Annotated in this window: 23 protein-coding genes and 3 pseudogenes; 9 read left to right on the top strand and 17 right to left on the bottom strand. The window is 37.9% G+C overall.

Going from position 1 to position 23,130, the window contains the following annotated elements:
• Positions 1-1,512 (top strand): GMC family oxidoreductase (locus M1K46_RS24850; RefSeq protein WP_256228129.1); only part of this gene is annotated, 1,512 nt, incomplete at its 5' end.
• A 128-nt stretch (positions 1,513-1,640) separates the two neighbouring features.
• Here the strand turns inward: M1K46_RS24850 and M1K46_RS24855 are convergent.
• On the bottom strand, positions 1,641-3,050 hold the full coding sequence (locus tag M1K46_RS24855; RefSeq protein ID WP_256228131.1) for a PepSY-associated TM helix domain-containing protein: 1,410 nt from the start codon (positions 3,048-3,050) through the stop codon (positions 1,641-1,643).
• Between the two features lie 289 nt (positions 3,051-3,339).
• Between M1K46_RS24855 and M1K46_RS24860 the strand changes: the two genes are divergently transcribed.
• Together M1K46_RS24860 and M1K46_RS24865 are read left to right on the top strand one after the other, a co-directional pair.
• Complete coding sequence (locus M1K46_RS24860) at positions 3,340-3,951, top strand: SCO family protein (RefSeq protein WP_256228132.1); 612 nt, start codon at positions 3,340-3,342, stop codon at positions 3,949-3,951.
• A gap of 10 nt (positions 3,952-3,961) precedes the next feature.
• Positions 3,962-4,366 carry a FixH family protein gene (locus M1K46_RS24865; protein ID WP_254781452.1) on the top strand — a complete coding sequence of 135 codons (405 nt, stop codon included), beginning with the start codon at positions 3,962-3,964 and terminating at the stop codon, positions 4,364-4,366.
• A 76-nt stretch (positions 4,367-4,442) separates the two neighbouring features.
• Here M1K46_RS24865 and M1K46_RS24870 read toward each other — a convergent pair whose 3' ends face one another.
• The 10 genes and pseudogenes from M1K46_RS24870 to M1K46_RS24915 all read right to left on the bottom strand — a co-directional run bounded on the left by M1K46_RS24870 (position 4,443) and on the right by M1K46_RS24915 (position 9,695).
• Positions 4,443-4,886 (bottom strand): hypothetical protein, encoded by a 444-nt coding sequence (locus M1K46_RS24870; RefSeq protein WP_091004381.1) that lies wholly within the window; start codon positions 4,884-4,886, stop codon positions 4,443-4,445.
• 28 nt (positions 4,887-4,914) lie between these two features.
• On the bottom strand, positions 4,915-5,211 hold the full coding sequence (locus tag M1K46_RS24875) for a hypothetical protein (protein ID WP_256228134.1): 297 nt from the start codon (positions 5,209-5,211) through the stop codon (positions 4,915-4,917).
• Positions 5,212-5,359: 148 nt separating this feature from the next.
• Complete coding sequence (locus M1K46_RS24880) at positions 5,360-6,004, bottom strand: response regulator (protein WP_256228135.1); 645 nt, start codon at positions 6,002-6,004, stop codon at positions 5,360-5,362.
• Between the two features lie 3 nt (positions 6,005-6,007).
• A complete protein-coding gene (locus M1K46_RS24885) occupies positions 6,008-6,865 on the bottom strand; it encodes a sensor histidine kinase (protein WP_231689231.1) in 858 nt (285 codons plus the stop codon).
• A 161-nt stretch (positions 6,866-7,026) separates the two neighbouring features.
• On the bottom strand, positions 7,027-7,215 hold the full coding sequence (locus M1K46_RS24890) for a hypothetical protein (RefSeq protein WP_256228136.1): 189 nt from the start codon (positions 7,213-7,215) through the stop codon (positions 7,027-7,029).
• Between the two features lie 149 nt (positions 7,216-7,364).
• On the bottom strand, positions 7,365-7,814 hold the full coding sequence (locus M1K46_RS24895; protein WP_256228140.1) for a hypothetical protein: 450 nt from the start codon (positions 7,812-7,814) through the stop codon (positions 7,365-7,367).
• A 446-nt stretch (positions 7,815-8,260) separates the two neighbouring features.
• Positions 8,261-8,431: pseudogene (locus tag M1K46_RS24900) on the bottom strand (arsenate reductase); the annotation flags it as partial.
• A gap of 37 nt (positions 8,432-8,468) precedes the next feature.
• Positions 8,469-8,684 carry a helix-turn-helix domain-containing protein gene (locus tag M1K46_RS24905; protein WP_256228141.1) on the bottom strand — a complete coding sequence of 72 codons (216 nt, stop codon included), beginning with the start codon at positions 8,682-8,684 and terminating at the stop codon, positions 8,469-8,471.
• 10 nt (positions 8,685-8,694) lie between these two features.
• Complete coding sequence (locus M1K46_RS24910; RefSeq protein ID WP_256228142.1) at positions 8,695-9,177, bottom strand: DUF2975 domain-containing protein; 483 nt, start codon at positions 9,175-9,177, stop codon at positions 8,695-8,697.
• Positions 9,178-9,254: 77 nt separating this feature from the next.
• Positions 9,255-9,695 (bottom strand): DUF2975 domain-containing protein, encoded by a 441-nt coding sequence (locus tag M1K46_RS24915; RefSeq protein WP_256228143.1) that lies wholly within the window; start codon positions 9,693-9,695, stop codon positions 9,255-9,257.
• A 361-nt stretch (positions 9,696-10,056) separates the two neighbouring features.
• Between M1K46_RS24915 and M1K46_RS24920 the strand changes: the two genes are divergently transcribed.
• Complete coding sequence (locus M1K46_RS24920; RefSeq protein WP_256228144.1) at positions 10,057-11,190, top strand: hypothetical protein; 1,134 nt, start codon at positions 10,057-10,059, stop codon at positions 11,188-11,190.
• A gap of 110 nt (positions 11,191-11,300) precedes the next feature.
• Here the strand turns inward: M1K46_RS24920 and M1K46_RS24925 are convergent, their stop codons facing one another.
• Entirely contained in the window at positions 11,301-11,624 is a 324-nt protein-coding gene (locus M1K46_RS24925) for an FMN-binding negative transcriptional regulator (RefSeq protein WP_375162248.1), read from the bottom strand.
• Here M1K46_RS24925 and M1K46_RS24930 point away from each other — a divergent pair.
• Positions 11,625-11,897: pseudogene (locus M1K46_RS24930) on the top strand (YitT family protein); the annotation flags it as partial.
• A gap of 297 nt (positions 11,898-12,194) precedes the next feature.
• On the opposite strand, the pseudogene M1K46_RS24935 reads toward M1K46_RS24930, so the two are convergent.
• Positions 12,195-12,395, bottom strand: a pseudogene (locus M1K46_RS24935) (RNA polymerase subunit sigma-70); the annotation flags it as partial.
• Positions 12,396-12,899: 504 nt separating this feature from the next.
• Here M1K46_RS24935 and M1K46_RS24940 point away from each other — a divergent pair.
• The 3 genes from M1K46_RS24940 (at position 12,900) to M1K46_RS24950 (ending at position 18,068) form a co-directional block, all read left to right on the top strand.
• Positions 12,900-14,453 carry a vanadium-dependent haloperoxidase gene (locus tag M1K46_RS24940; protein WP_256228153.1) on the top strand — a complete coding sequence of 518 codons (1,554 nt, stop codon included), beginning with the start codon at positions 12,900-12,902 and terminating at the stop codon, positions 14,451-14,453.
• A gap of 407 nt (positions 14,454-14,860) precedes the next feature.
• Complete coding sequence (locus M1K46_RS24945) at positions 14,861-15,565, top strand: metallophosphoesterase family protein (protein WP_256228145.1); 705 nt, start codon at positions 14,861-14,863, stop codon at positions 15,563-15,565.
• A gap of 1,597 nt (positions 15,566-17,162) precedes the next feature.
• Positions 17,163-18,068 carry a superoxide dismutase gene (locus M1K46_RS24950; RefSeq protein WP_375162249.1) on the top strand — a complete coding sequence of 302 codons (906 nt, stop codon included), beginning with the start codon at positions 17,163-17,165 and terminating at the stop codon, positions 18,066-18,068.
• A gap of 447 nt (positions 18,069-18,515) precedes the next feature.
• Here M1K46_RS24950 and M1K46_RS24955 read toward each other — a convergent pair whose 3' ends face one another.
• Positions 18,516-20,411 carry a PhoX family protein gene (locus M1K46_RS24955; protein WP_256228147.1) on the bottom strand — a complete coding sequence of 632 codons (1,896 nt, stop codon included), beginning with the start codon at positions 20,409-20,411 and terminating at the stop codon, positions 18,516-18,518.
• A 678-nt stretch (positions 20,412-21,089) separates the two neighbouring features.
• Here M1K46_RS24955 and M1K46_RS24960 point away from each other — a divergent pair.
• Positions 21,090-21,596, top strand: coding sequence for a DUF3189 family protein (locus tag M1K46_RS24960; RefSeq protein ID WP_256228148.1), 507 nt, complete (start codon positions 21,090-21,092; stop codon positions 21,594-21,596).
• A 201-nt stretch (positions 21,597-21,797) separates the two neighbouring features.
• On the opposite strand, the gene M1K46_RS24965 is transcribed toward M1K46_RS24960, so the two are convergent.
• From M1K46_RS24965 to M1K46_RS24975, 3 genes are read right to left on the bottom strand one after another with little or no spacing between them, the layout of a single operon-like run.
• Positions 21,798-22,178, bottom strand: coding sequence for an SRPBCC family protein (locus tag M1K46_RS24965; RefSeq protein ID WP_256228149.1), 381 nt, complete (start codon positions 22,176-22,178; stop codon positions 21,798-21,800).
• 14 nt (positions 22,179-22,192) lie between these two features.
• Complete coding sequence (locus M1K46_RS24970) at positions 22,193-22,642, bottom strand: SRPBCC family protein (protein WP_256228150.1); 450 nt, start codon at positions 22,640-22,642, stop codon at positions 22,193-22,195.
• On the bottom strand, positions 22,635-22,949 hold the full coding sequence (locus tag M1K46_RS24975) for an ArsR/SmtB family transcription factor (protein ID WP_256228151.1): 315 nt from the start codon (positions 22,947-22,949) through the stop codon (positions 22,635-22,637). Before M1K46_RS24975 ends, M1K46_RS24970 begins: the two co-directional genes overlap by 8 nt.
• Positions 22,950-23,130: the final 181 nt, after the last annotated feature.

A 23,130-nucleotide genomic window follows, 5' to 3' on the forward strand; every position in this document is an offset into this window, starting at 1 on the left:
GTTATTGCCAAGACTCTAACGGATGACAAAAAGACTTCGGTCCTCGTTTTGGAGGCGGGGGATAATAATGATAGGGATACTCCAATAAGTGATTCTCGATTTGCACTTGAATTGGAAGAAAATTTTTTCCCCCAGTATTTTTGGCAAGGAGAAGGGGTTCCTCAGAAAGGACTAGATAACCGCACTTTCGAATGGACAACAGGAAGGCTATCTGGCGGGGGCTCTTCTATTAACGGTGAACAGTATGTACGGCCGACGCCTTCTGTCCTAAGGGAATGGGAAAAGCTTCTAGGAAGGATGTGGAGTCCTGCACGGGCCATTCGGAGTTTTAAAGAGTTGGAAAAATTCTGCGGAGTAACGGAAAACCCTAAATATCATGGATATAAGGGACGGATAAATATCAGGCAAGCACCTGACAACCCGCCTCGTATTTCGCAAAAATTGGTTCGGGCTATTGTCCAATCAACAGGGGTGGAAAAAATTAGTGATTATAATGATCCAACGACCCCGATTGGTGCATTTACGAAATGGCAGCTGTACCAAAAGAGAAATGGTCGGCGGGAGAGTTCATCCACCGCTTTTCTGTCTCCAGACATTATGACTCCTGACGGGTTTGGGGTTAATGGCCGCAAATTGCGGGTTATTTATAGATCGACTGCACTGAGGATCCTCTTTCATGGAAAAAAAGCGGTCGGGGTAGAAATGATTAAGGAAGGCAAAAAAGTAAAGGCTTTTGCACGTAAAAAAGTAATTGTATCAGCCGGGATCAATAGCCCTCAGCTCTTAATGCTTTCTGGCATCGGGCCTTCAAGAGACCTTATAAAGGCTGGAATTCCAGTTGTTTTTAATAATTCCAATGTAGGAAAAAACTTAGTAAATCATACCTTGAACACTGCTGTATTTTCTATGGATCAACAGGATATGGCTGAACTCCAAAATGACCCATTCGCTCTTTACACAGGAGGTGCGTTCTTGCCGCATCCGCTCAACAAAAATGGAAGCCGCAGAAGTGTTCAACTGGTTGGCACTGTATTAGATGGTAATTTGGTCATCGTAATCCTCTTCTTACAACCAAGGAGCCGAGGATCCATTCAAATCCAGAATAATGATCCATTGAAAATCGTTCTGGCAGACGAAGGCTTTCTCGACGATCCATTTGATTTGGAGAGCGTAAAGGGGATTTACAGGGAATATATAAGGCCAATAGCAATGGAGTTGTCCAAAATTGATCCTGCTTATCGGCTTATTAATCCATCCCTTGAAATGATTGATGATGATGAAGCACTTGAAGAGTTCATTAAGGAAAACTTTGGTCATAATCATCATCAGCAAAGTTTTTTAAGGATGGCACCTTTCAATCAAGGTGGGGTTGTCGATCATCGAGGCAGAGTTCACGGCGTCGAAAATCTAGTTGTGGCGGATGCTTCCATTATCCCCTTTACTGTGGACGGCAATACTTCTGCGGCTGCATATCTTATTGGCTATACAATCGCCCAAAGTTTAATAGAGTGAAACCAGCAGCAAAACGCTGCTGGTTTTCATGTTTTTATAATTTGTTTGTTAATCATCCTCATATGCGTTATTTCCATTTGCCAGCTATTTTTGTTGCATCCCAAACTGATCTAATAAGAGAAAAAAGGCTAATACCCATCATTTCTGATATAATTTAACCAAGCATTTAGGGGTTCAATTCTTTTAATTATTAGCCAATCAAGGAGGAAGACGACAACAATCGATATTCCGACCAAAGGCATAACTAGTCCCATACTTAGCATAATGAAAAATATAATGGTTGTAACCTTTCTGCTTTTGGCTGGCGATATAGAACCTAACTTGCCTCGAGGTTTTCGCTTTCTCCACATAATATAAGATGATAAAGCAATTCCTATTAGTCCTAGGCATAAAATAAGTCCTACTATCTGATTGGCAAGTCCAAACAAAGTCCCTTGGTGAAAGGCGAGGCCTAATGAAATCAACTTTGCCATGATTCCATAATCATGAAAGCGGACATCGGTTAAAACTTTTCCATTGTATTGATCAATGTTCAAGGTCGCGTCCTTCATAGGATTTGGACTAGAGGTCGAAATCGTGTAAACTCCCTTCGCCCCTTCAGGTAATGAAATGCTATATGGTTTCTGAATCTTTTCTTTGCTTGCAATGGCACGCACATTTTCTAGCGTCAATGAATGTTTCCCTTTTTCGGAAGCAGGAACAGGTTGATTTTCTGTCGCCCAAGGGACATCTTTTGCCACGTCTTTAGTTGTAACTTCCGACTCTGGTTTTCCCATATAATTAAAAGCAAATGGAGGATATCCTGTATTCGTTGAAGTGGCCATTTTGTTGATTTTTTCCCCCATTACACCTGACCATGGTAAACCCGTTGCAATTAAAAGCAAAATACCAAGTGATACCCAGAAGGCTGGAACAGCATGCATGTCCCTCCAGAATGTTCTTCCTTTCGCACTGAACCGAGGAAGGATAGTTCCCCAAATCGATTGTTTATTTCTTGGCCACCAAATATAAAGACCAGTTCCTAGGAGAATAACACCCCAACATGCCGCAAGTTCTACAAGTCGATTAGCGAAAGTACCTCCAACGATGAGTTCACTGTGGAGTTTTTTAAATATCTCCGTAAACTTTTTCTCTTCAGCCAGAGAGCCATGAATCTTACCGTTATACGGATCAATATATACAGAATTCATTGACTCTCCGTTCTTGATACTGATCTCAGCCGTCCTTTTAGGGTCATCATAAGATTTAACAGCTGTAACCGTGCTCTTAGGATATTGCTTTTTTACCTTGTTAACCAGTTCTGTCGGCGTTAGTTCTTTTTCTAAGGCTTTTTTTACATAGTAAAGATCCTTATACAGTACATTTTCTATTTGAGGCTTAAAAAGATATACTCCTCCACTAAAGGCCAAAATAATTAAAAATGGTGCAAAGATAATACCAGCATAAAAATGCCATCTCCACACTGTCTGGTAAATCGAGTGAGTTCCTTCCCTGCTTTTTTTATTTTCCAACCTTGACACTAGCTTAATTGCCTCCATAATCACCTACACCCTTATTCCTTTTTTCCACTCCTAATCCAGTGGTTTAAATACTAATTGAGTATAAGGGAGGATTATTTATACCGTCATCACTCGATAGGGGTATATTTAAAGACAAATTTATTGAATCTTTGAACAGTGTGTAAAATGGCTCTTATAATAACCTTTTAATATAAACGCTTAAAAATTAGGCAAGTATCGCCCAAAAGAGGGATTCAAAAAAGTGAGGGACTATGAAAAGATAATAGTGTTTGTTTATTCAGAATAAGGAAGAAAGAAGGAACACACGGTGAGAAAAAAGAAAACTATCATATTGATATTATTTTCCCTTATTTTTGGATTAGCAGCTTGTAGCAACGGAAATAAGGCAAAAGTACAAAGTGTATCGAACGGGGACCAATATCCAAAGGTAGGTTCATTTTCGTATATAGATCAAGATGGTAATTCCTATTCGCAAGCTGATTTAGATAATAAAGTATGGCTTGCTAATTTTATTTTTGCTAACTGTGAAACAGTTTGTCCTCCTATGACTGCTCACATGGCTAAAGTACAGAAGTTATTAAAAGACAATGGGGTAAAAGCCCAAATTGTTTCTTTTAGTGTGGACCCCAAAAGAGATACACCTCAAAAACTTAAGGCATTCGGGATGAAATTTGATGCTAACTTTTCAAATTGGCACTTTTTAACTGGCTATCACCAAAAAGACATCGAAACATTTGCAAGGAAATCATTTAAAACTGCTGTTTCCGCGGACCCAACTTCTGATCAGTTTATACATGGTACTTCCTTTTTTCTGATTAATCAAAAAGGACAAGTAATCAAAAGGTATGATGGTGTTCAAAATGTTCCCTTCAAAAAAATAGTTAACGATACAAGAGATTTAAATAAAAAGGAAAGATGATTAATTGAAAATGAAGCATATATTTCTTTTAACTTTTCTATTCTTATTAAGTGCCTGTAATAATCATGTACATAATCATCATTCATCAACCACCGAAGAAATAAAGGATAACTCAAAACCCGTTCATGTGGATGTAAAGGTGGTTCCAGACAAACCTAAAAAAGGCCAACCTTTTTCCATCCAAGCCAAAGTCACTCAGGATAACCTTATTGTAACGGATGCCGATGAAGTAATATTTGAAGTATGGCAGGATAGTACATCACAACATACTAAAATCAGATCTAAAACACCTCAAAAAAATGGTTTATATTATATTCGACCGAAATTCAATAAAGCAGGAAAATATCATGTAATAGCACATGTAACGGCTCGAGAAATGCACACCATGCCACAAAAACAGTTTATCGTTCAGTAAAAAAATCAGACGTTAAGGTCTGATTTTTTTATGCTCTGAAATTATTTTTACCTGGTTCTTACTACCAAACGATTAATTATAGTTGAATTCCTAATTCTTTTGCAGCCTTTTGAAGGCTGTCTCGATTAATTTTTACATTCTTTAGGATTTGAGTTTTGTCCTTGCTGTTAATAGCTTCTTCTAATGCATCAAACTTGCCATGCATGTCCTCTCCCATCTTTTTGTTTTTTGCTTCAATGGGAGGAAGCACAGCGGAATGATATTCTTCATGCATCGACTCAAATTGGTCGGCAGCACTTTTAAAATCCTTTTTATTGACATCTTTTTCGATGGCAGCCAGTCCATTAAGCTCTTCTTTGATGGCCTTAGCGGTTTGGCTGTTATTGGGCTTGTTAGTATTGGTGTCTTTATGCTCATGCTGCGAGTGATCATCGCCAGAATTCTGTGAGGAGCTGCATCCTGCAAGGCCAAGGCTTACTGCGAAAGTAAGCGGAATAAGTAGAAACCCTTTGGTTTTCATGTGTTAATCATTCTCCTTTTTTGTACGTTCACTTTATTAATTTTCTTTTGGCCTTTCGGCTTCCTTTAAACCATAACCAAATGCCCGTCAAACTAAATACAATCATGCAAATGGCACCAAGGTCAGTTAGCCATACAATGGAAGTATCGCCTAAAACACCTGAGTGAATTCCAAATATCCATTTCTGCATTATCAAATCGTTATTAGAACCATATCCAATCCAGGAACGGTGGTTCAATAATAAGCCTGTTATCGCCATTAATAGGACAAGCAAAGATCCTGTGATACCAAATATCCGATGAATGGTCTTCATTAATCGATACATAAAAGACTCCTAACTTCATGCCATCTTTAATCTTGACTATGACCTGCTGCAATTTTAGGCACAGAGTCATACTTTTTATAGTATTTTAATCCTAATGAATGTTTTCTTAGAAAGTAAAAGTTTATCGGAATTAATTATGTCCATTGTTTCAAGGTTGAATCCATCCTTTACGATAGGCATAGCTTGTTAGTTGAACACGGTTGTCCAAATGAAGTTTACTAAGGATATTTTTAAGATGGCTTTTTACTGTGTGCTCAGAAATAAAAAGACACTCAGAAATTCCCCGATTCGATTGGCCTTGTGCGACCAATTGTAATATTTCCTTTTCACGAGCGGATAACGGTGTTTTTTCTTCTTTCTTTATATCTTGCGTGAATTCTTGTAAAATACGAAATGCCATGTTTTGGGACATTGGCACCTCATCTACTGCAAAAGCACACAAGTAACTGTACCATTCAGTTGAATCTAGGTTTTTTAGCAGATAACCTTGTGCCCCTCTTTTAACAGCCTCAAAAAGATCGGTAATGTCATCCGAGACCGTCATAATAACGATTTTTACAGATGGGTTCTGATCCTTTATATACTTTGTTGCTTCCAATCCATCCATTAGAGGCATTCGGATATCCATTAAAACGAGATCAGGCTGCAATTTTTCCGTTAACTCAATCGCTTCTAGGCCATTTTTGGCCTCCCCAATTATTTTAAAATCACTGTACTCCTCTAACAAATCACATATACCCTCTCTGGCATGCTGATGGTCATCCACCACCAAGAGGCGAATTGGTTCCTTCATGCTCTACCTCCTCTTCTCAAATGACACCAGTATGTCCCCATGTAAAAGCTGGATATGAAATAGCCACCCCATTGCTTTCGCCCTGTCTTCTAATATTTGCAGACCATAACCTCTGTGGTCCCTTTTTATATGTTGCTCCGAACATTTATTCTTAATTTTACAAAGCCATCCGTTCTGATTTTGATTAGCATCAATCCAGACCTCATTTGTGCTGGCATGTTTGACTACATTAAATAATGCTTCTTTGATGCACGCAAATAACTCCACCTTATCCTTTGTGGAAAGAAGAGATTCATTTATATTCCATTGTAAGTCAACTTTCAAATGATGTTCCCTTTCCAATTCATGAATGTACTGTACTAACGTTTCAGTCCAAGGAAATTCAGCTTCTTCTGGGGGAACACGCAAATTGTTTATGGCCTGTCTTGTGTTTTCATGAATATGTTGTAGCGTCTTTTTCATTTTTATAAAGTGTGGATTTGAGTCTAGTTTTGCCTGTTTTCCAAGTTTGTTAATTTTTATGGATAATAAAAATAAAGACTGAGCAATACCATCGTGTAGTTCTCTGGCAATCTTGGCCCTTTCTTGGAGGGCTACTTTTTGTGCTCTTTCCTTATTCAATTCTTCTTGTATTTTTTCAAGGATCGAAAATAGCTTAAAAAGGAAAATTACTGTCACCCCGAACACAATCAATGGAGACAAGATATTACCCACTTCCATCGATACATACGGCATTAAAAAAGTATGTCTTATATATTCCCAGATGGCAATCGAAAGTGTAGGCAGCATTAAAATTAACCATTTAATTTGTTGATATGTCATGTTTTTCACCACTTTACCTTTTACTTTTTCTATCTTCACATATTTTAACCTTAATTCAATCCCCATTTAGAGGGATATAATGTTGGTCAAAAACAAAGACCGCCCCTAAGAGCAGTCTAAGATTTGATCAAAATTCTAGTCTATAAACTTCACTAAAACAGGCATTCGTAACATTCCTGTTTGGGTGTAATTCCTGAATTTCACGTACAGGGGACATTTGGTTTAAGATAGACAACATCCTGTGTTTCGTTCACCACTAACCCCTTGGCTAACAGATAAAAATTACTTCGTGCCATAGGAGGCACAAACTCAGTATCCCCAATCATTTTCATTTCACCGTCTATAACCTTACTAAGGATCCACCCAAACTCCTTCTTCCGATAACCCATGATAAATACATCCTCATATTGATAATTGATGACTTTTATCCATGATGAAGAGCGGTAATTACTTTGGTAAGTGGAACTTGCTTTTTTTAAGGCGATGCCTTCTAAACCCTTATCCTGACAAAGGGAAAATAACTCGATTCCATTTCCTTTTAACCAACGAACCGTTGATAAACAACCATTCTCGCTAGCCACGGAACCCAAGAGGTTTTTTTTCTTTCGGATAACGGAAGGTAAATCACAGATTCCCCTTCATGATACAGAATATCAAAGGCACAGAAATGTACAGGGCATCTATGGGAGCTGCGTTGAATTTTGTCCTGGTTAGTAATCTGAAAACGGCTCATGATGGCCTCAAAATCAGGATGGCCATTTTGATCGGTTAAAATTAGTTCTCCATCTAGGACCTTGCCTTTAGGGATGCCCAAGTCCATCAATTCAGGGAACTTTTTCGTAACCTCGTTCTTATGCCTTGTATATAGTTTGACAGAATCCATATGGGAATAGATTAAACGGATTTCGTCGAGTTTAAGCTCACTTATAAAATCGTCATGATTGAATGGTTCTTCCATTCGTTGCAGTAACATTGGAGATACAAACAATTAAATCACCCAATATAAGTTTATCATTGGTTTATTTTTGTAAGCTAATGTAAGGTACAAGTAACTTTTGGTAAATAAACGTTGTCGTTCAAAGAAAATCCACGATGGTTATCGAATTAAGTTCTTAAAATCAGAACTTCAGATAATTGTAAGGAGGTAATCATAAATGCTACAAGATTTAGGGCAACGAATACGACTGATACGCAACAAGAAAAGGCTCACGGTAGAGGCTGATTCAAAAGGAGTTCCTATTTCTCTCGTTAGACCCGCCAGATCAAGATGAAGATGAGACTTCCTTTCGTTTCAATCGAGTTATACAGCAATTTCATGAGTTAGCCACTACCGAACCCAGAACGGCAGAATATCTTTTATCGAGCTTTGAAAACGGATTGGAACACTTTCTAAAATGAATACATAAAAAAACCCGCTCAATAGAGCGGCTTTTTTTACTCTCCCGTTTTAGCAAACGTTTCGATGCGATCGCCAATTTCATCCCGTACGCGTTGGAAAAACTTCCACTTTTCTTCTTAAGTTCTCTTAGCTTTCGCTGGATTATCAAATCCCCAGTGATCACGTTTGACAGGTGGTGTCATTGGGTATTTATCTGCCGCGTCCCCGTACCCGTTGGTTGAAGAAAGTTGTTGTCTGTTTTTATTAAGTGTCTTCGTCACTTTTGTACTCCAAAATATCACCTGGCTGACAATCCAAAGTCTTACATATCGCTTCTAATGTTGAAAAACGAACCGCTTTTCCTTTCCCATTTTTCAGAATGGAAAGATTCGCCATAGTAATTCCAACCCTCTCCGAAAGTTCTGTTACGCTCATTTTCCTTTTTGCCAACATCACATCAACATTGATGATAATCGCCATGATATTCACCTCAGATCGTTAAATCATTTTCTGATTTTATATTAATAGCTTCTTGTAAAAGTCTTTGGAGAACAGCAGCAAAAACGGCGATCACCATAGAGGCGAAAATAATGACCAATCCGATTGGTATGATACTTGGAGGGTCAACTCTTTCCGCCATGAGATAGTAGAGTGGCATACCTAGCAGGTACAAGGTACTGATCGTGATGGCACAGTATTTTATATTCTTTAATGCCTTTACCGATAATTCCGAGAACGCTTGGTTCTTATCAATATAGCTTAAAAGTTTAAAAGCTTGATACAGAGCAAAGTAAAAAGGTATCGCTGCCGCGTACATATCGATTAAAACGAGAGATTTCATATAAGCAATATCTGGATACAAGTCTCCAGCAAAATTCCCGATCTTAGGCACCAAAAATATGCACAATGCAAGAACTGGGATTCCTATAAAAATAACAGCTAGCTTTAAAAACAATGTTGTAACTTGTTTCATAAAAAGCACCTCGTTAATTAATTTTTACCGAAACGTTAATCATTTTCTGGTTTTAATTCAAGGATGTTTTTTAATGGCTATTGAAGTGCGTCCACAATGGCAGTGATGATACTTGTTGCTAAAATACCCATTAGACATAATGATATAGGACCTGCTGCATCACCACCTGTAACTTTAGCAAGCACCTTTAAGCTTACTATTCCTAACAAAATGAGGATAATGACTGTAAAAGCACATTTCTTTATAATCTTCAAAGATTTAAGGGATAATTCAGAGAAAGCATTGTTCTTTTCGATGTAGGTTAATAGTTTATATGCTTGATACAAAGCAACAGAAAACGCAATACAGAATCCGTATGCACATACTAAAAAGGGGATTAGGAAGTAAGCCGTATCCGGATGTACTCTTGCATCTCTAACGGCTATCTCAGGCAACCAGATACACAAAGCAAGCACTGCAATTCCAGCCAGAAAAATAATTACCTTTAAGAAAGTGGTTGAACCTCGTTTAACATTCATTTAAAACATTTTATCATATGATTTATCGTTTTACAATAAATTCATATTGTTTTTTATTATATTATTATTGTTATTGAAATATCCTTTTAATTTTGACAAAAATAAAAAGCATTTCTCATTACAAAGAAATGCTCTTACTTTAAGTTCCTTTCTGGATCAGCCATCTTCCATAAACTCTCATTTTTCACACTATGCACTAGGACAAACTTGCTAATCCTTTTTTGATATGACAAGTTTTTTGGCCTATTTTGGTCTAGATACAATAAAAAGATATGACAAAATCGTTTCACTGCTATCTTTTATGGGGGTCTTAATGTATTATTTAATAGGTTTAAATAATGAAAAAGGGAGTATTGTGAACTTGAAGAAGTTTATTTCCGTTCTAATGATAGGGTGTTTTTCAGCTGGGCTAATGGGATGTGGGAACCAGAGTCCTGAAGATGCAACGAATGGCTTCTTAAAATCGTTTCGTAATGGGGATTTTAAGGAAGCAAGTACTTTTGTAGAAGGCAGCATTAGTGATATTGGTAATGGTGATGATAAACAGGATGAGGAACTCAGTGATAAAATGCTTAAGGCCATCTCCAAAAATTATGACTTTACCGATGTCAAAGAATTATCCACGAGTGGTGATAAAGCGAAAGTTTCAGCAAAAATCACCTCACCTGATGTAGGGACAGCAATGACAGAAGCCTTGGCAAAGGTTATGCCGATCGCCTTCGCATCAGCATTTGATGAGTCCTCCAAAAAATCAGACAAAGCAATGGAAAACTTAATGGTAAAAACCGTGGTTAAAAACCTTGAAGACAAGGATTCACAAACGGTTACCCGTACGGTGAAATTAAATTTAAAGAAAGACAAAGACGGGAACTATAAATTGGTTTCTGACAAACAATTAGAGGAAGCTGTATTTGCAAACATGAAAGACCTCAATGACCTCTTCGATGAAGAGTCAGCCGCAGCATCCTCTAATGGTGAATCGAATGAAGAAGATGCACCTAAGCAATCTTCGGAAGTGTTAACCAATGTCGTGGAAAACAAAACGTACAATATCAATCCGATCAAATTAAACATTGAACAAGTAGCAATCAAACACTCTTCCAATGTTCCTGAAGACGAACAAGCCAACATTGCCATGGTCTCAGAAAAAGAGATCGGAATCGAATTTAATTATCTTTACATTAAATACCTTGCTGAAAATACATCCGATAAGGATTATAACTTTACAGCAATTAAAGAAGCTGTTGTGTTTGCAGATGGTAAGCAGGAACGTTTAGAAGTCGAGTCAGGACTTGATTTCATCGATTATGATGAAGATAATGACGGCGTATTCTATGGAAAAGTAAACAAAGAGGGAGAGGTTGGATTAGTAATTGATTCAGACCCTGATAAAATTGATAAAATTCGCCTCATTCTAGGATCAACCATGGAAGACAATGATGTATATGAAACAACCACAGATGAACAAACAATAGAATTCATGGTTAAACATTAATCATCAATAAAAAAAGGACCGATTTTTCGGTCCTTTAGTGTTGAATCCACATATCATGAGCGACTTTTTTTGTTCAGTTTGTGGATAAGGAATGACTCTTATTTGCATTTTTACAGATTTTTCTTCATAAGAGATGCTACTTGTATATTATCTTCTTGAGAAGTGTTTTCCAGATGCTTAATAATTAATTCTTGCCGTTCCACAGGATGATTTTGACTTAATTTAGCTTTTGCTTCAATTTTTGTGATTTTTATTCTGAAAGCTACAATTCCTTTAGTCATTCCTTCCATAAAACTAGGTTCAACTTCATTTAAATTGTATGAACTATCAGGGCTTTCATATTTATTTACCAGATCATTTAAAGAATCGAATATTACTTTTCTGTCTTCAACAATCCCCATATTTCCATATAAATGGATTGAAACATAATTTATTTTGCACCGATCCCAGTTGACCGATTAACATTAATCATACAAGAATTAACTAAAACAAATATATTTTTTTCGAGAACATTCATTTATCTCGTATTCTTGATAATAGCCATGCTTTTAAATGGGCCTATTGGCGTCGGAACTTTATTGACCGTTGGTTTAGGGGGGCTCATATTTTATTACTTCATGCCATTTACTGAAAAAGTATTAGACCGCATAATAACACACTTTAGTACATCACCACATTATGATAGAGAAAAAAAGCATTCAATATAGAATGCTTTTTATTTTTCTTGTTCAACTAACCTTCCCTATTAATGGGTTGGTGTGCTAATTTAGTTCTTGTACTGAAAACCGAACCTGTTGAATTTTCGGTCCTTTTCTCTTTAGGTTCCAATTCATGTTCTTAAATTGGAGAACAACTAGTCCAATTTTAAATAATAAACAATCTGGGAGCGATATCTGTTCTAATTACCTTCTTCCTATGCTTGTGACTGAGATACAGTTGGAAAGAATGTTGAATAACATATGTATTCAGGTTACTTTTTTGATATTGCTTTATGTTCATATTGTCTTTACGATATGTGCAACCAAACGCAAGTTGTGTTCGATCAGTTTGCTTCTGGCTTCCTGGTCTCCCTCGGCCATCGCTTTTAAGTATTCTTTCTCCTCGTTCTCAGAGAGGGGTTGCGGAAACGCATTGTTTTTCACATAAGAAACGAACAACATGACTTCTTTAAAAAAGTACGCTAATACGGCAAGCAACCCGGACATACAGACACCTCCCGGCTTTTTTCGTTACTCTTATCTGTATGCCGTTTTAGGCTTGTTAGGTGTCTGTACAATGTATAAACATTGCCACTAAAAAAGTACTTTAGTGGGCGATTCTAAACTTTCCATTAACTTGATATTTAAAACAGTATCCAAAATTCTTTTTACTTGTGTAGATATAACCCTCTTTCAAGTCAGGGGTACACCATGTCCTCTTCTTCGACAAATATATCAAGATAATGTTTATTTTCCAAATCTATTTTTGCGGTGATTTCAAGTAGAAATTTTTTACTTCAGTCCTTTTTCTTAAGGTAATATTATGAACAATAACAGTCTGTCAATGAATAATTGTATAATTCATATTGGTGAACAACCCATACTTATAAAACAAAAATGAATATAATGAACTGATTGAAGCAGGAAATCAGGATGGCCAAATCTTCAGATAGGTACATCGAGAAAGCAGGATTTCTATCTAGTAACATGATAAATAAAAAAGGTGATAAAATGGCAAAAAGAAACAAGTCCAATAATAAAGAAAAGTGTTTAATCGGGCCTTTTAATGGACAAAAGCGCAGTGAGAAAGCATTTCGTGTTCGTCATAAGGCAGTATGTTCCCAGATGGAACTTCCCCTTACTGAACATCCATGTAATGGTGAGGAACTATTGTATCCAACTAAAATTGCCAGCTTTTCTAAGGGGTTGCCACATAATTCCCTTGGCGAGGTTGACCTTCATGCCTATAACCAACTTATTAAGGCTCTAAAAACGGGTAACAAAGACCATTTTGAATCCATTCCTCTCGGCGGTGACGCCAGGCTTGCAAATCCTCAAGCCGCATATGCATTTGATCTTGCGGGAACGGACTGCCACAACTTGGGTATCGCTGTGCCTCCTTCCTTCAAAAGTGCTTGGGCGGCTGGTGAAATGGCTGAACTTTATTGGCAGGCGCTGACCCGCGATGTGCCTTTTCATGAGTACCGCACCCATCCACTGACCATTGAGGCAGCTTCAGAGTTATCGTCATTCTCTGATTTTCGCGGGCCAAAAGCCGGCGCCAAAGTCACAACGGGTACGCTGTTTCGCGGGATTACACCTGGTGACCTAATTGGCCCTTATATTTCCCAATTTCTTTGGAAAAACGTCCCCTATGGCGGGACAACAATCGTTCAGCGTTATCGTACAGCTTTGGCGGGGTCTGATCATATGACATCCTATGATCGATGGCTGGAGATCCAGAACGGCTCAACTCCTGCTGCACCGTTATTTGATCCCACACCCCGCTATATCCGCAATGGAAGGGATCTGGGTGAATATGTTCATCAGGACTTTGCCTTCCAGGGTCCGCTTTCCGCTTGTTTACTTCTGCTCAGTTTCGGCAGAGGAGCATTGGATATATACAATCCCTACCTTAAATCAGAAACCCAGGATGGTTTTATTACCTTCGGCGCCCCGCATATTCTGGATTTAGTTACGAAAGTGGCGCGGGCAGCCCTTGAGGCCGCCTGGTTCCAAAAGTATCTTATCCACCGCAGGCTCCGTCCCGAAGAGTTCGGAGGACGCGTCCACAACCATATGATGGGTGCAGCATGCTACCCGATAAACTCGGAACTCCTCCATTCCCAGGCCGTTTCAAAAGTGTTCAGCCAGTTCCGCAGCTACTTGCTTCCTATGGCCTATCCGGAAGGCTGCCCAATCCATCCGGCTTATCCAGCTGGCCACGCAGCAATCGCTGGGGCAGGAGCCACTGTTCTCAAAGCATTCTTTAAAGAATCGTTTAAACTTCCAAATCCAGTCGCCGCCAGTTCGGATGGCCTCTCATTGCGTCCTTATTCAGGTAAACCATTGACCATAGGCGGGGAATTGAATAAACTTGCCGCCAATATCTCCCTAGGCCGAAACACAGCCGGCGTCCATTGGCGTTCAGATGGGATCGAGGGGATGAAGCTTGGGGAAGCTGTCGCAATCAGCATTCTTAGGGACTATAGCGCGACCTACCATGAGAAATTCACTGGTTTCTCATTCACTAAGTTTGACGGGACTCGGATCACAATCAAGTAGGTTAGCAACAAACTTTACGAAAACAGCCTAATTTTAAATTCGATTTCCACAAAAGAAAAACCCTCATCTTCCTTTGTGTTCAAGAATGTTTCCCCGGCGGTTTTATCTTCCTTGTAACTTTCTTCGGTATATACTTCAGGGGTTACTCGTATAAAGAGCCTTCCGTACTGCGACATGTCCCTCATTATCTGTAATCTGAGCATATTTCACATACCCTTGTTCAGTATAAATCACATTATTTTTTATCAATTCTCTTTACTCTCCCTTTTGTTTTTTTGTAGCAAGATTTGCTTCTTCTTCATAAATTATATATGTATTTTTGGTTTCTACTAAAAATACGTTGTAAAGTTTGCAAACTTTAGGGCTTTGCGATAATTAACTTAATAATTTTTTGAGGATGACTATCTATGAAATATTTTGCAATCGGGGACATTCATGGTTGTTTCGAGCCTTTTTCTCAACTTGTTCGAAATCATTGGAACTCCGATAACGAACAGTTAATTTTAACGGGAGATTTAATTGATAGAGGACCAAGAAGTTATGAATGTATTGTTCTGGCAAAACAGCTGCACGAAAAATACGGAGCGATTATACTTCAAGGGAATCACGAGTGCGAATTCTTAATGTGGCTGGACCACCAAAAAGATGCGGGATTGTCCTGGTACGATGACCTGGAACCAACCATAAAATCCTTCTACAATGACGAGAACGCCATTCATATATACGAAAAAGAGCAGATAGCGGCACATATTTTAAAAAACTTTCAAAGTGAAATTCATTTTTTAAGACAAGCCCACCTTTACTTTGAAACACCTAAGTATTTATTTGTGCATGCTGGGGTCGATTTAACAAAAGAAAACTGGAAGGATACAGAGGAAGCCGATTACTATTGGATTCGTGAGGATTTCATTAACGGAGTGAACAGCACAGGAAAGCGAATCGTTTTTGGACATACTACCACAAGGGAACTCCATTCCCTTCCATCAGATGATGTCTGGTTCTCTCCTTGTAAAACCAAAATAGGCATAGATGGTGGAGTAGTTTTTGGTGGTAAACTACATGGGATCCGCATTGATGAAGAAAATGATAAAATTAATATCATTTCAGTTTGAAATGCTCTATAAATATTTTCATTAATCTTATGAAGTCATTGTAATAGCAATCATTCTCTTTAAAGTACCAAAAAGTTAAATAACCAGGAAATTCCTCACCAAAAGATATTACTATTTCCCTGACAAATCTATCAAAAAATCACTAAAAAAATGATTTCATAAATTTGTAGAACATAAAATGAGGTAAATAATGAAAAAGTCCACGTTTTTATCGTGGACTTTTAATTTCGAATGAATTCGTACTAACCACAGGTTTTTTCTTTCGCCGTTTTCGTAAAGTTTGTTGCTACAGAGAGGAAGATTAAAAGCTCCTATTTAGATGCTTTCTTAAACTCATAATATCCAATAAATATCACTAATTTTGTTCGTCAGATAAATTTATTATCCTGCTCTTTAGCGCAAAAAAGACCAGCTAGCACTGTTATAGCAGCTGATCTTTAAGTATTGCAGTAAACGTTTAAAACGCCGATTGGGGAGCCCACTCATTTATTTAATCCTACTGCCTTTTTGGCAAACTGGTTTGTAACCAATTATCTATCCTATTGATGTTTGATAAGTGAAGTGACATGGTGATTTATTACATTATTTTGTGATGATTACTGCCTTTATGCCTCAAACCGTCAATCCCGATGAATATCTATTTTCTGATTTTTTTCTGAAACAAGGTGCTTGTCCGTTTCTAGTAAATGATCAATAGAATATTGTATTAAAAGGAGGTAGGATAAATATGCAAAATAATAGAAGGAACAACAACTGAAGCTCAAACCCAAAATCAAAAGAGCAATCGCCGAAGAGACTGGGATTATGAGTATTAACCATATCAATAATCCATTTCATTCAATAAACGGATCATCCTATATTGGCACGAGGTAACCCGAAGGCCAAATAGGTAACCGAATTGTCAAACGTCAACAACGATAGATTAAGGGAGAAAACCAACGTAAATTGATTTACAACAGGAAAAAGTAATAACTCCTCTGACTACCTTGTTGACGGAAGGAGGGGAAAATGTTGCAAATGTCCACGAAACAGTTGCATGATTTAGCTCGTAAGCACCGTGGAGAACCAGTTAAAATTGTTGATCAGCATAGGGATGAGTATTTTGGAGTTATAAAGAAGGTAACATCTGAGGGAATCTATCTTTCCTCGAATGGATCAGGGATATTCTTTCCATTCTTCACCATTGCTTCATTGTTCCTTTTGATACCTTTTTTACTCTTTTTTTAGAACACACCCACACAGGTGCATCAGACGTTTTAAAACTTTTAGGCAACTGTATTTGTAACGAAATTGACAAACGCAAAATACATTAGATAATGGGAGAAAACCTAAATAAAATGGAAAACCGCCCTTTCCACTTTCATTCCTTGTGTATTTCAGAAACCCTGAATTTGACCTTATTTGGTCAATTTCAGGGTTTTGCTTGTTCACTTTGTTCCACTAACTTGCTTTATTTAAACTACCGCAATGATAAGAGAGACAAAAAAGAAAGACTGTGCTGGCTAAGTGACTCCCTATTAATGTTTCTCTGTGAATTTTTACGGTAATTACTCATATCTTGTTAGTGACAGTTACCTAGGAGGCGAAACAATTGCATATAAATGAAAAAACGTATCGAGAGTCATTATTGAAATGGTGTGAAGATATCAAAATAACTTGGGAATCAGTTCGAGAACAGTTAATAAATTTCGACAATCCTATTCTTCAACAATGGGAAGACACCTTCTTATTATTAAAAAATGAAATAGAAATGGAAAACCACATACATGACCATCATGAATTAAGTAAGAAAGCAACCTCCTTATATGATAACCTTAATGGCTTCTTAAACCGAGCTGAACTGTTATCCGGCCATAACGAAGATGAAAGAATTCAAGTCGTCCCAATTGGGGGACATCGATTACCTCCTCTTCCTTATCCATATAATGGTTTAGAGCCTGTCATTTCAGAAGAAATCATGAGATTACATCATGATAAACATCATCAAAGCTATGTAGATGGACTTAATAAAGCAGAATTAGAAATGCAAAAAGCACGTGAAAATGGAGACTTTCATTTGATTAAGCATTGGGAAAGAGAAGCAGCGTTTCACGGTTCCGGTCACTATTTACACACAATTTTCTGGCATATTATGAGCCCGCATGGCGGGGGTATACCATCAGATCATCTAAGTAGAGCGATATATAACACATTTGGAAGCTTTGAAAAATTTAAAAAGCAATTCTCCGAAGCAGCAAAAAATGTTGAGGCTGTTGGTTGGGCGATTCTCGTTTGGACCCCCCGATCCCATCGTTTAGAGATTTTAACAGCTGAAAAGCATCAGAATCTGACTCAATGGGATGTTATTCCGCTGCTTGTTCTAGATGTTTGGGAACATGCCTACTACCTGCAATATAAAAATGAACGAGCTAAATATATTGATAATTGGTGGAAAATCGTGAATTGGAGAGAAGTAGAGCAACGATACAATCAAGCAAAAACAATTGTGTGGCAGCCATTTTAAAAGGTCAATATTTCGATGTAGAAAGCGTTATTACTCTTTTGGCAATCAATCTTCTGAAGTGATTATTACTTTTTTCAAAAAGCTCTTTTCTAAAAGATTGTTGCTTTTGGGTCATTTTTGTAAACAGCCTTCATTGACAAGTTGATTGGAGTGTAAGGTGCGAGACTCCTGCGGGAGAAGCGGGACAGGTGAGACCCACAGGCGCGTGCGCCGAGGAGGCTCACCGCACGCTCCGCGGAAAGCGAGCATCCTGAAACGGAAATCAACCACTCCTAGAGCAACAAAGGTTACGAAAACTGCCTTTCAAAAAGAGCAAAAATTTACAACGGTTTGTATAAAAAGTGTGTGATTTCTCTTAACACACAAAAGCCCTTAGGGCATGGTTAGCAGCTATGCAAACCTAAACTCAAGGGCCTTTGGTCCGTTCGTTATTCAGTACAAATTCAGTTATTTTGATAGTGGGTTTGGTGAAGGCAATCCAGACAGATAGCCAACTCCACCAGTGTCCATAATCCCAATGGTTCGTTTCATTTCTTCTTCTAATTTGGCTTTGTCGACTGCAGTAATTTGTTTTCCATCAAGGTCTTCACCAGGATGTTGAAAGTTGCTTAAGATATAACGGGAATCCTCAACATCGGCATCCGCTCTTAAGCCTGTTGCTTCTGCTCCAGCAGGAACGGAAAGAATTCTTGATAGTTTTTTGGTTTTAACATTAAATGCCCATACAAAGTTATTCGTGTGAAGAGAGCTGTCTTCTCCGATAAATAACGTATTTAAATCGTCTGAGAAGCTGATATTGTCAGGACCAGCTACTTTATTTGGATCTGCTGTATTACCATAGGCATCAGGTGTTGCTAGATCCTGTCCGACAACTAATCCTTTCATGGCTGATGGAACATAATCGCTATCGATATCATTTTGCGAACCGCCTAAATCCAGCTGATAGGTAACACCTGATTTACGTTCAGGAAGTTGAATATCGTCCCGGATACTGCCTTCCTCTTTTTTCATGCTTCCCTCTACATAAGACATTGCAACATATGCTTTTTTATCCTTTTTATTGACGGCGATGCCTTCCATTTTATTAAATTCGGAGGTTGCGCCCAGCAATGACCCATATCTGCGCGACTCTAGGAAAGCAGCGGCTTTTTCCATTCCAGGTTTAACTTTAAGGTACTCGACATTTTTGCTTGCTGCTGTTTTGACCGCCTTATAACCATCAGTCGGTTCGGAAGCAGTATCAAAAATATCACTGAACTTAGTACCCTTATCAATGATGGACTTCACTTCTTTATCGGATGCATGGCCAAGCTTTATCCATTTTAAATCTCCTGCTCCGCCATTTTCAGAGCTTGTTTGATCAAATTTGGCTGCATATAGTGTCCCGGCAGAAAAATCTTTTTCTTCATCTGCTACATACATGAACATCATCGTGTTTCCGCCATCATCACCAAATAAGGCTGTTTTGTTGTCAGGTAAAACCTGCATGACTTCATGAGAAAATCTTCCTGTGCTGTAGTGTTTTACAACCGATGCATTGCCGGAAGAGTCAACGGAAATTTCTGGAATCCATCCATAAAAGTAAGGGTTGGCTTTAGATTTATCCCCAAAGTAGTAATTAGCAAAGTTTGAAACATCTTTATGAGCTTGTGAGGTTGGATCCGCTTCAAAAGCCCGTGCGTCTGGTTCATATTCTTCTGAACCAAGATGAGTGCCCCATGGTGATGTAGAACCATTACATGGAATCCATAGACCATTTACATTAGAAAAATCGATTTTTTTGGCATTATTAACAGTTAGCTCGCCATTGTCCTGATTTCGATCAACCTGAGTAAGGGTCATGGATGCCGGTAATCCAGAAATTTTGTTTCCGGCATTGTCCTGTGAATCGTACTCATAATGAGAAACAATAAAAGATTTTCCACCCGCATGAAGAAGGCTATTGGAGTCAGGAGCATCAGATACAAAATTGGATGGTTGATCTGGAACACTTCTGTCCACAATTGGATTGCCTTTCGCATCAATAGGGGTACCAGCAGCAATCATTTCGCCTTTATTTTCTGCAATTTTGTCTTTTGATAAAAAGAGCGAATGATAGTTAAGTGGTTTTTCTTTGACACTGCCATCTTTATAAGTAATTTTCATGGTTGATTCTGTGTAATTCTTCACCATATTTTCAATGGTGCTTGGAGCTTTCATTGAATTAAACTCAACACTTTGAACCGGTTTAAGGTTGTCAAGTGGTGACGTTTGATCATTGCTGGCAGCCGAGGCAATTGCGGGAAATGCACTGGATGCCATAATAGCCAATGACAGGCCTAAAGTTACTGGTTTTTTCCTCATATTTAATACCCCCTTGTGGATTTAACTATTTCATTAAAACATTTGATTGTTAATATGAAATAAAAGAAACCGCTCCATTGTGAAGAAATTACTAATATCAGGCAACATTCCGATAACATTTCGTATTAACATGTCATTAATTGGCTTTAGAATAAAATCCTTAAGAGAGCAAAACAGTTGATCACACAGCCTTTGACGTTTCTTCTGACTATTTATTAGGTCATACTGATGACAGTCAAAAAATTAATAATTTAGAGATACCAGAAGAGTTTGTAGCCAAGAGGATAACAGCACAAAAAGAAGCCTTAAAATAGGCTTTTTTTTTTAGATATTTGTTTTTTTTGTGAGTTCTCAATTTATAGCTTTATTTTTTCAATGTTTGGAGGTATTGCTATACACGGAGGATTGATCGGAGGTTTTACAATTATTTTTATCTATGCTTGAACCAAAGGGATTTCTCAGTAGAGATTGCAGATATTAATTAGGACAGTCTATAGGGCGCTGGGAATCAATAAAATTATCTTTCCTTCATGGTTTAAAATTACCTGAAATATTTATAGATGGTTTTTATCGTCACCCCAGTCTAATCATCTACCCCTGTACTCATTAAGTATGATTTCTTTATGGATAGCTAAAAATAAAGAAATACTCAAGTCGTTACTGATGATGGAGGAAAACATGATTTATATTTATAATGACTATGGTGGAACGCATACTACTTCTTTAGCTGCTGCCTATCACTTAAAAGAATTACAAAGTAACAAACCTCTTACAACCGAAGATATCTTAAGCGTCAGATATTTTAATAAACTTAATACATCAGATATGGGTAAAATTATATTTCATGGTTTAGATGAAGACGGAGATTCAGTTTATACAATTGGTCGTGGAAATTCAAAAGTTTTAGTTCCAAGCCTCAAAAATTTAAGTTTATTGTTACAGGAAAAATTTAATAGTAATGAAAAGATTATTTTTTCGAATACATCGCCAACGGTACCATTCGCCATGACTATTGGAGGCTTATTATCTAGAAGGCTAAAAATCGATTCATTGGGTGTTCCCTTATTAGTAAAAGGTGCCAAGCAGGCTCAGGGTGAAATTATAAGATTAGTTCATCATACTAAAGAAAAGGCTCATTCTACCCAAGAAAAGGTACTAGTGTTAGAAAACACACATATTCAGTAATCATTTTTTGTTTAATAAAGTGGAATTTCTTTTAGGCAATCCAAACAAAGCTTTTTTTGAATAGTATATTTAAAATAATCAATAAGAAAAAATGTGTAAGCCTTTCGAAATCATCTTTGTATGACTAAGATAGCAACACATCTATTTTTGAAAAAAAGAGAGAGACATGGAGTTCTCCCTCTTTTTCTACTTCTTATTCACTTACATATTTTTTAATGGTTTCCAGTAATTCTCTTCCCATCCTTGCTTCAAGTGCTCCCCTTGTCCTTCAGGAAAACCAGTATGATTGAAGTATAATAAAGTATTTTCTCCTTCTGAAAACAATTCGAAATTCACTATTGAATAAACTCCTGAATCCCAGTTTCCTGCACGCCATGCTTGAACAATTCGTTTATTAGGAATGAGCTCAATCATTCTTCCGGCAATCATTCCACCGAAACAGGAAAAAGATCCTCCTTCTTCAGAATGAATTTCTGCAGGTGCACCAGTTAAATCGCTGAACTTCTTGGGATCCGTTAGCGCTTGATATAGTCTTTCTGGAGTGGTGTTAAATTTGATTTTTTCTTGAATAGTTGTAGACATAATTATTCCTCCCTTTATTTACCTTGTACTGACCAGGGATCTACTCCGAGATCATTTCCTTCTCCTAAATGTTTGATACGGTCAATATAATGAGTCCATCCCTTTTGATTAGTGGGTACTTTTTCAACAGGGATGTCATAATGATTTAATATTAAAAGAGTACCCTGATATTGTGGCTTCAACAAAAATTCAACCGTCGTTGATCCGGGGGGCATTACCTCAGAATCTTCCCATCCCCAAGTAAGTACTACCTTTTCATTTGGAATGAGCTCTTTGTACTCACCAATAGCGACGTTTTCACCGTTTATGTCAATCCGGTACTTCCCTCCGATTTTTGGCTCCAACAATACATGTCTTCCCATCCACCGGTTCATTTTGTCGGGATCTGTAAAAAAAGTGAATAACGTACTAGGACTACAACCAATCCAAATTTCTTTCCTAAGATTTTCGGTAGGCTTACTCATGTTTTCTCCTTTCTTCCTCTTCAGCTGCTTCCTTCAAGGCGAACAGGCTATTGTCCCAGAACTGATCTACGAATTCTTTTAAATCTGCGAAACCTTCCCTTCTGATTCGATAATAGCGTTTAGTTCCTGATTTGCGGACAACCACCATACCTGACTCATGCAGCACTTTCAAATGCTGAGATATTGCAGGCGCTGATAACTCAAAGTGTGCAGCAATGTCACTAGAAGCCAACTCTCGACCTCTCAATACAGCTAATATGGCACGACGTGTAGGTACGGATAATGAATGAATCGCTTTTTCAATCATAGATATAATTTAGCATTTACTTAATTAAGCGTCGACTTAAATATCCTATTTAAAAAAGGGGCTGTCCAAGAAGTCTGTAAGCTGTTGATTTCCGTTCCAGGCTGCTCGCTTTCCGCGGGGCGTGCGGTGAGCCTCTTGGTGCAAGCACCGGCGGGAGTCTCACCTGTCACGCTAGTCCCGC

Source organism: Fictibacillus sp. WQ 8-8 (genome assembly GCF_024494405.1).
Lineage (GTDB): Bacteria > Bacillota > Bacilli > Bacillales > Fictibacillaceae > Fictibacillus_C > Fictibacillus_C marinisediminis.

What these genes read in the sequence shown, in the direction of transcription:
- M1K46_RS24880 (WP_256228135.1), bottom strand. Translation starts at nt 6,004, where the DNA reads ATGAAGGAACCAATTCGCCTCTTGGTGGTGGATGACCATCAGCATGCC.
- M1K46_RS24940 (WP_256228153.1), top strand. Translation starts at nt 12,900, where the DNA reads ATGGCAAAAAGAAACAAGTCCAATAATAAAGAAAAGTGTTTAATCGGG.
- M1K46_RS24955 (WP_256228147.1), bottom strand. Translation starts at nt 20,411, where the DNA reads ATGAGGAAAAAACCAGTAACTTTAGGCCTGTCATTGGCTATTATGGCA.
- M1K46_RS24915 (WP_256228143.1), bottom strand. Translation starts at nt 9,695, where the DNA reads ATGAATGTTAAACGAGGTTCAACCACTTTCTTAAAGGTAATTATTTTT.
- M1K46_RS24890 (WP_256228136.1), bottom strand. Translation starts at nt 7,215, where the DNA reads ATGGGTTATCGGAAGAAGGAGTTTGGGTGGATCCTTAGTAAGGTTATA.
- M1K46_RS24945 (WP_256228145.1), top strand. Translation starts at nt 14,861, where the DNA reads ATGAAATATTTTGCAATCGGGGACATTCATGGTTGTTTCGAGCCTTTT.
- M1K46_RS24910 (WP_256228142.1), bottom strand. Translation starts at nt 9,177, where the DNA reads ATGAAACAAGTTACAACATTGTTTTTAAAGCTAGCTGTTATTTTTATA.
- M1K46_RS24905 (WP_256228141.1), bottom strand. Translation starts at nt 8,684, where the DNA reads ATGGCGATTATCATCAATGTTGATGTGATGTTGGCAAAAAGGAAAATG.
- M1K46_RS24865 (WP_254781452.1), top strand. Translation starts at nt 3,962, where the DNA reads ATGAAGCATATATTTCTTTTAACTTTTCTATTCTTATTAAGTGCCTGT.
- M1K46_RS24875 (WP_256228134.1), bottom strand. Translation starts at nt 5,211, where the DNA reads ATGTATCGATTAATGAAGACCATTCATCGGATATTTGGTATCACAGGA.
- M1K46_RS24855 (WP_256228131.1), bottom strand. Translation starts at nt 3,050, where the DNA reads ATGGAGGCAATTAAGCTAGTGTCAAGGTTGGAAAATAAAAAAAGCAGG.
- M1K46_RS24965 (WP_256228149.1), bottom strand. Translation starts at nt 22,178, where the DNA reads ATGTCTACAACTATTCAAGAAAAAATCAAATTTAACACCACTCCAGAA.
- M1K46_RS24975 (WP_256228151.1), bottom strand. Translation starts at nt 22,949, where the DNA reads ATGATTGAAAAAGCGATTCATTCATTATCCGTACCTACACGTCGTGCC.
- M1K46_RS24870 (WP_091004381.1), bottom strand. Translation starts at nt 4,886, where the DNA reads ATGAAAACCAAAGGGTTTCTACTTATTCCGCTTACTTTCGCAGTAAGC.
- M1K46_RS24970 (WP_256228150.1), bottom strand. Translation starts at nt 22,642, where the DNA reads ATGAGTAAGCCTACCGAAAATCTTAGGAAAGAAATTTGGATTGGTTGT.
- M1K46_RS24960 (WP_256228148.1), top strand. Translation starts at nt 21,090, where the DNA reads ATGATTTATATTTATAATGACTATGGTGGAACGCATACTACTTCTTTA.